The organism is Nitratidesulfovibrio oxamicus, from assembly GCF_015731765.1.
Classification (GTDB): domain Bacteria; phylum Desulfobacterota; class Desulfovibrionia; order Desulfovibrionales; family Desulfovibrionaceae; genus Cupidesulfovibrio; species Cupidesulfovibrio oxamicus.
Genome location: NZ_VRYY01000332.1, coordinates 39,838 through 46,244, shown reverse-complemented (window position 1 = coordinate 46,244; position 6,407 = coordinate 39,838). Strand labels below are relative to the sequence as shown.

The following is a 6,407-nucleotide window of genomic DNA, read 5'->3' as shown; positions in this document are numbered from 1 at the left end:
GAACGGCGCGCACCGCGTCCACGTCCAGCCCCCAGTCCGCCGCGCGCAGCGGCACGTGCACGGGCACGCCCTCGGCCATCAGCACCTGCTCGGCGTGCGAGGCGTAGCCCGGCGAGGGGATGATCACCTCGTCGCCGCGCTCCACCACGGTGAGCATGATCATCACCAGCGCTTCCATGGCCCCCACGGTGACGCCGATTTCCGTCTCCGGATCGAAGCGCGCGCCCTTGCGGGCCAGGATGTCCGCGGCAATGGCCTCGCGAAGGGCGGGCATGCCGGGTTGCAGGCTGTAGCGCCCCGCAGTGGGGTCGTCGCGCAGGGCGCGACACACGGCCTCCACGATGTGGTCCGGCGTGCGGAAGGACGGCACGCCCTGCCCCAGCGACACGCAGCCGCCCACCTTGGCGGCCAGCATGGGCATGAGCTTGGTGGCGGAAATGCGGATGTTGCGCACGCGCTCGGCAACGCGCAGGGACGATTCCGAAGAGGCGATGTCGGACATGATCGGCTCCGGTGACCAAGAGAGGTCGGCAGAAATGGACGGAGGGAACGAAACGGCCGCGCGGATGGGCAAGCTCCGCACTGCGCGCGGGCACCCGGTGGCACGATGCGTCGGCCAGCCTTGGGCTATACCCGCCCGCGCCGCGCTCCGCAACGCGCGGGAACGAGGCAAGGTTGCCGAAGGCGCACGGCTGCTGCACGCATGGCCTGCTGACAGGATCATGGAGGAGGACAGCCCGCGACCGGCAGCGAGGGGCGATGGCGGCGGTGCCCCATCGCGGCACGGTGCATGGCCCGCGCTTGCATCGGCCCACACGCAGTGGCACCCTGATGGAGCGGCAGCACGAACCAATGCTGCCCGCCCGCCATCCTGCGAGGTTCGCATGAAGTACACCTGCACCATCGAACACCTGCCGGGCTCGCGCCCGCTGGAGGCGCCCCCTCGGCCCCCCCGCCATGCGGTCGGGCACCGGGCGGGTTACGACACCGGATTCGGCATGGACGCCGCGCCGGACAACGCTGACGACAGCGATTATGGCCAGCGCCCTGTGCCCGCTTCCGGCCTGCCCCTGCCGGTGCGCGACCGCATCGTGCTGGATGCGGCCCCCGGCGAGGTGCCGTGGCACATCGCCCTGAAGTTCCTGGGGTATCTTCTGTACCGGGAATGGGAGCCGCGCGTGGAGGAAGGCGTGGGCTGGCACTACAAGCCGGACCTTGTCTCGCTGGACGCAGCGGGAAACATCCGGCTGTGGCTGGACTGCGGGAACATCGCGGCGCGAAAGACCGACCGGGTGGCGGCCAAGCTGGGCGAGGACACGCCCTTCCGCATCCTGCGCCGGACGGAGAAGGACGCCCGGCAACTGGCGGTCACGCTGGCGGGCAAGGTGCGCCACCCGCAGCGGGTGCGCCTGATCGCCTTTGACGCGGGATTCGTGGACGCCATCGCGGCGGGGCTGGACAGCACCAACCGCATCAAGGCCCTGCGCGGGGCCGACCGGCTGGACCTGACCTTCGAGACGCGGCAGGACCGGCTGGAATTACGCAGCCGGTTGCATGTGCTGGAATTGAAGGGGTAGCGAAGGCTATCCGCTGCATTTCACCTTGCCGGGCTCGCATGGACTGTTTTTGAAAGCATGCAGCGCAATGTACCCTCGTCCCCCAATTGAAAAGTCTTGAAAGAGGGGGGAGGGTTCGGGAGGGGGGAGAAAACTTCTTCAGAAGTTTTTTCCCCCCTCCGATTCATCCCGCTCTCAAAAACTCTCTTTTACCCGAACACCTTGCCGGGGTTCATGATGCCCTTGGGGTCGAACACCTGGCGAATGCCACGCTGCAACCGGATGGAGGCGGGGGAAAGTTCCAGGGGCAGCAGGTGCTTCTTGGCCTCGCCGATGCCGTGCTCGCCGGAGATGGTGCCGCCAAGCTCCAGCACCTTGCCCACCAGCGCCACGATGCCCTGCTCCACCACGTCGCGGGTATCGCGGGTGGGGGCGGTGACGTTGAGATGGATGTTGCCGTCGCCCGCGTGGCCGAAGGCGAAGATCTCCATGCCGTAGCGCTGCTCGAACTCGGGCAGCGCGGCCACCAGTTCGGCGATGGCCCCAAGGGGCACGGCCACGTCCTCGGACATGTACAAGGCGGCGTAGTCGTGGATGCGCAACGACACCTGGCGGCGCGCGCCCCACACGCGGGCGCGGGTTTCCTCGTCGGCGGCGGGCAGCACGTGGGTGGCGCCCTGCTGGCGGCAGATGGCGGCCACCAGGTCAAGCTCGGGCACTATCTGCTCGCGCGCCCCGTCCAGTTCGATGATCAGCAGCGAGGGCTTGTCGCCGGGCACGGGGATGGGCAGCAGTTCGCCCAGCAGACGGATGCAGCGGTGGTCCAGGAATTCGATGGCCGAGGGCAGGTGCCCTCCCCCCAGCACTGCGGCCACCCCGCGCATGGCGGCGGCCATGTCGGGGAAGGCCACGGCCATGCTCACGGTGGCGGGCGGCAGGGGCACCAGTTTCAGGGTCAGGGCGGTGATGACGCCCAAGGTGCCTTCCGATCCGCACAACAAATGAGCCATGTCATAGCCCACCACGCCCTTGCGGGTGCGCACCCCGGCGCGCAGCAGTTCGCCGTCGGGCAGCACGGCCTCCACACCCAGCACGTAGTCGCGGGTGACGCCGTACTTGACGCAGGCGGGGCCACCCGCGTTGGTGGCCACGTTGCCGCCGATGGTGGAGCGGTCCATGCCCGCCGGGTCGGGCGGGTAGTACAGGCCCTGCTCGGCGGCGGCGTCGCGCACGCGCTGCGAGATGACGCCCGCCTCCACCTCGGCCACCAGGTTGCGAGTGTCGATGGCGCGGATGCGATTCATGCGTTCCAGCGACAGCACAACCCCGCCGCGCACGGCAAGGCAGCCGCCCGCAAGGCCGGTGCCGCCGCCGCGCGGAATGACCGGAATGGAATGGGCGTTGGCGCAGCGCAGCAACGCCTGCACCTGCTCCACGGTTTCCGGCAGCACCACCATGTCGGGGCCGGCGCGCAGTTCAGAGGCGTCGCGGTCGTAGGGTTCGCCGGGGGCGTGCAACACGGCGGCTTCGCCCACGGCGGCCACGATGGCGGCGCGGTGGGCGTCGGTGAGCACGAAGCGGGGAGCGGAGACAGGGGCGGAAGGCTGGTTGCGATCAGGCATGTCGGCACGCTGGTCCGACCGCACGTCAGGGGGCGCACGCTTCGGCCCGCGCCGGGGTCTCCCGGAAGCGGGACCGGCTGGCGGGACCGGCGCGCGAAGCGTTACTGACGCGGGCGGCCGAACCCGGGAATGTGGAAGCGCTCCTCCACCTTGTGGAGCAGCCACGAAGCCACGGTGACAAGGAACAGGTAGTACGCGCCCACCACCAGGAACACCTCGGTGAACCGGAAGGTGCGGGACGCGAGCACCTTGGCCTCGCCCGTGAGCTCGATGCACGTGATCACGTAGGCGAGGGACGAGTACTTGATGAGATAGACGACCTCGTTGCCGCAGCCCGGCAGAGCGCGCCGCACGGCCTGGGGCACCACGATGGAGACGAGCGTCTGCATGGTGCTGAAGCCCAGCGCCTGGGCCGCACTGAGCTGCCCCTGGCGGATGGAGAGCAGCGCACCGCGCACGTATTCCGAATTGTAGGCCGCGCTGCACAGAATGAAGCCCAGCACGGAGGCGGCGTACGGTTCGAGGTAGATGCCGATGTTGGGCAGGCCGAAATAGAGGATGAACAACTGCACCAGCAGCGGCACCCCCCGGAAAAGGGCGGTGTAGGCGTTGGCAACGCGCTGCATCCACGGCTTGCCGAACACCCGCACGATCCCGATGATCACCCCGAACAGCAGGCCGAACACGGCGGAAGGCACGATGAGCTTCACGCTCATCCACAGCCCGGCGTTCAACTGGGGGAACACCCGGTCGACGAGGAAATCGACGTCGAACACTAGCTGCACTCCTCGCACAGGTCGGTCAGGCGGCTGCAGAAGTCTGCGGTGCGGGTGCCGGAACCGGGGGCCAGCAGTTCCGCCGGAGACCCGCGTTCGATGATGCTGCCCCGCTCCATGAACAGGATTTCGTGGGCCAGGGCGCGGGTGAAGTCCATCTGGTGCGAGGCCATGACCATGGTCATGCCGCCGCGGGCAAGGTCACGGATGACCGCCAGCACTTCGCCCACCAGTTCGGGGTCGAGGGCCGAGGTGGGTTCGTCCAGCAGCATGACCTTGGGGTCCATGGCCAGGGCGCGGGCAATGGCCACGCGCTGCTTCTGGCCACCGGAAAGCTGGGCCGGGTACAGGGTGGCGCGGTTGGCCAGACCCACCCGTTCCAGTTCGGCCATGGCCCGTTCCGCTGCGGCCTTGCGGCTCATGCCGCGCACCTTGCGCAGGGCGATGGACACGTTGTTCAGCGCGTCAAGATGGTCGAACAGGTTGAAATCCTGAAAGATCATCCCCACCTGCTGGCGAAAGGCGTACAGGTCGGACTTGCGCGCTGCGTCCACCACCCGGCCCTCCAGGCGGATGTGCCCCTCGTCCGGCGGGATGAGGTAGTTGATGCACTGGAGCAGCGTGCTCTTGCCCGCGCCGGAAGGCCCGATGAGCACCTTCAGTTCGCCCTTGTCCACATCCATGGAAATGTCGGACAGGATGCGCTTGCCGCCAAGGGTCTTGCCGATGTTCTCGAGGCGCAGGATGGGAGTGCCGGACGTGATGACGCTTTCGGGCGTGGCCATGGAGATATCCTTATAACGGTCCGTGGCTGGCATAGCCCGGAATGTGCAGCTTGTGTTCGAGACGGCGCAGCACCTTGAGCCCTATCAGGGTGATGACGAAGTAGAGCGCCCCTGCCGTCATGTACAGCGGCAGGTGCTCGTAGGTGCGCGAAGCCACGAAGTGGGTGCGGGCCATGATCTCGGGCGTGCCGAGCACGAAGGCCAGCGCCGAATCCTTGAGCAGGATGGAATATTCGTTGGACCAGCCGGGTATGGACAGGCGCAGGGCCTGCGGCAGGACGATGGACCGGATGGCGGTGCCGTCGCTCATGCCCAGGGCGCGCGCGGCGCGCAGTTGGCCCTGCGGCAAGCCCTGGATGGCCCCCCGGAATATCTGCGACTGGTAGGCCGCGCTGGTCATGCCCAGCACCAGGCACGAGGCGGCAAAGGCGGAAAGGTTCAGCCCGATGAGTTGGAACAGCCCGAAATAGAACAACAGCAGCAGCACCAGAATGGGCATGCCCCGGAAGAACCAGACGTAGAACCCCACGGCAAGCCGCACGGGCAGCGTCCCGTACACCTGGGCCACGGACATGGGCACGCCGAGCAACAGCCCCAGCGCCATGGCCCCGAACACGGTGGCGACGGTGACGAGGGTGCCTTCCAGAATGTACGGCAGGGCCTCTATGATGGTGGTAATGCTTTCAAGCATGGACGCGGGCCGGGCGGCCCCCCCCTTTTTTTGCTGTTGCGCGCCGGGGCGCAACGGGTTGCATACCCAAAAAAGGTCCGGAAGGCGACAGGATATTTCCCGCACCTTCCGGACGGACATGCCCAGGCTGGCCGTGACCACGCACGAACGTGGCCGCAACCGGTGCCGAACGCCGCAGCGCCCGGCGCCTTCTGGCCGGATTACTTCTTGGCCAGGTGCTTCTGCTTCAGCTGTTCCCAGTAGGGGTCAGCCATGAGCAGCTTGTAACCGTCATTGATCAGCTTCAGCAGTTCGGCGTCTTCCTTGCGGGTGGCCACGCCGAAATCTTCGGAATCGCCGTACACGCCCACGACCTGGATGGCCTTGCCCTTGGCGGCGGCGTCGTCGGCGGGCAGGTTGTCCATGGTGGCTGCGTCGATGCGGCCGTTCAGCACGTCTTCGATGGCCAGCGGGGCGGAATCGTAGAAGCGCAGGTCATAGCCGTAGCCCTTGGCTTCCTTGTCCTTCTGCAGGGCTTCTGCCTCGGAGGTGCCGCGCTGCACGCCCAGCTTCACCTTGCCCTTCAGGATCTGGTCGGCGTTGAGGGTGGAACCCTTCTTGGCGATGAAGACCTGCTTCACGTTCCAGTAAGAGTTCGAGAAATTGACCTTCTGCTTGCGTTCTTCGGTGATGGACATGCCGGAACAGACCATGTCGATCTTCTTGGCCAGCAGGTTGGGGATGATGCCGTCCCAGTCCATGGGCTGATGGGTGACCTTGAAGCCCATCTTCTTGGCGATCCAGTCCATGGACTCCACGTCGAAGCCAGCAGGCTTGCCGCTCTTGTCCACGTAGGCGAAGGGGGGATAGTTGGCGTCGATGCCGTTGATGTAGGCCTTCTCGGCAAAGGCCACGCCGCCAAGCGCAAGGACCAGGGCCAGCGCCGCCACAAGGGTGGTCATTCTGAACATGCTCGTGCTTCCTCTCGTTCGTTGAAC

At 66.9% G+C, this 6,407-nt stretch carries 7 protein-coding genes; 1 reads left to right on the top strand and 6 read right to left on the bottom strand.

Features of this window, described 5'->3' with window-relative positions:
• A partial coding sequence (locus FVW20_RS11620) for an aminotransferase class I/II-fold pyridoxal phosphate-dependent enzyme (protein WP_196609735.1) occupies positions 1-502 on the bottom strand: 502 nt, incomplete at its 3' end.
• Between the two features lie 382 nt (positions 503-884).
• Here FVW20_RS11620 and FVW20_RS11615 point away from each other — a divergent pair.
• Positions 885-1,577, top strand: a complete 693-nt coding sequence (locus tag FVW20_RS11615) for a YaeQ family protein (RefSeq protein ID WP_196609734.1) — start codon at positions 885-887, stop codon at positions 1,575-1,577.
• A gap of 188 nt (positions 1,578-1,765) precedes the next feature.
• Here FVW20_RS11615 and FVW20_RS11610 read toward each other — a convergent pair whose 3' ends face one another.
• The 5 genes from FVW20_RS11610 to FVW20_RS11590 form a co-directional block, all read right to left on the bottom strand.
• Positions 1,766-3,178, bottom strand: a complete 1,413-nt coding sequence (locus tag FVW20_RS11610; protein WP_196609733.1) for an FAD-binding oxidoreductase — start codon at positions 3,176-3,178, stop codon at positions 1,766-1,768.
• A 101-nt stretch (positions 3,179-3,279) separates the two neighbouring features.
• Complete coding sequence (locus FVW20_RS11605; protein ID WP_196609732.1) at positions 3,280-3,954, bottom strand: amino acid ABC transporter permease; 675 nt, start codon at positions 3,952-3,954, stop codon at positions 3,280-3,282.
• Complete coding sequence (locus tag FVW20_RS11600) at positions 3,954-4,739, bottom strand: amino acid ABC transporter ATP-binding protein (RefSeq protein WP_196609731.1); 786 nt, start codon at positions 4,737-4,739, stop codon at positions 3,954-3,956. Before FVW20_RS11600 ends, FVW20_RS11605 begins: the two co-directional genes overlap by 1 nt.
• Positions 4,740-4,749: 10 nt before the next feature.
• Positions 4,750-5,430, bottom strand: a complete 681-nt coding sequence (locus FVW20_RS11595; RefSeq protein WP_196609730.1) for an amino acid ABC transporter permease — start codon at positions 5,428-5,430, stop codon at positions 4,750-4,752.
• 200 nt (positions 5,431-5,630) lie between these two features.
• A complete protein-coding gene (locus tag FVW20_RS11590; RefSeq protein ID WP_196609729.1) occupies positions 5,631-6,380 on the bottom strand; it encodes an ABC transporter substrate-binding protein in 750 nt (249 codons plus the stop codon).
• Positions 6,381-6,407: the final 27 nt, after the last annotated feature.

Coding starts and splice junctions, on each gene's coding strand:
- FVW20_RS11610 (WP_196609733.1), bottom strand. CDS start 3,178: ATGCCTGATCGCAACCAGCCTTCCGCCCCTGTCTCCGCTCCCCGCTTC.
- FVW20_RS11600 (WP_196609731.1), bottom strand. CDS start 4,739: ATGGCCACGCCCGAAAGCGTCATCACGTCCGGCACTCCCATCCTGCGC.
- FVW20_RS11595 (WP_196609730.1), bottom strand. CDS start 5,430: ATGCTTGAAAGCATTACCACCATCATAGAGGCCCTGCCGTACATTCTG.
- FVW20_RS11615 (WP_196609734.1), top strand. CDS start 885: ATGAAGTACACCTGCACCATCGAACACCTGCCGGGCTCGCGCCCGCTG.
- FVW20_RS11590 (WP_196609729.1), bottom strand. CDS start 6,380: ATGTTCAGAATGACCACCCTTGTGGCGGCGCTGGCCCTGGTCCTTGCG.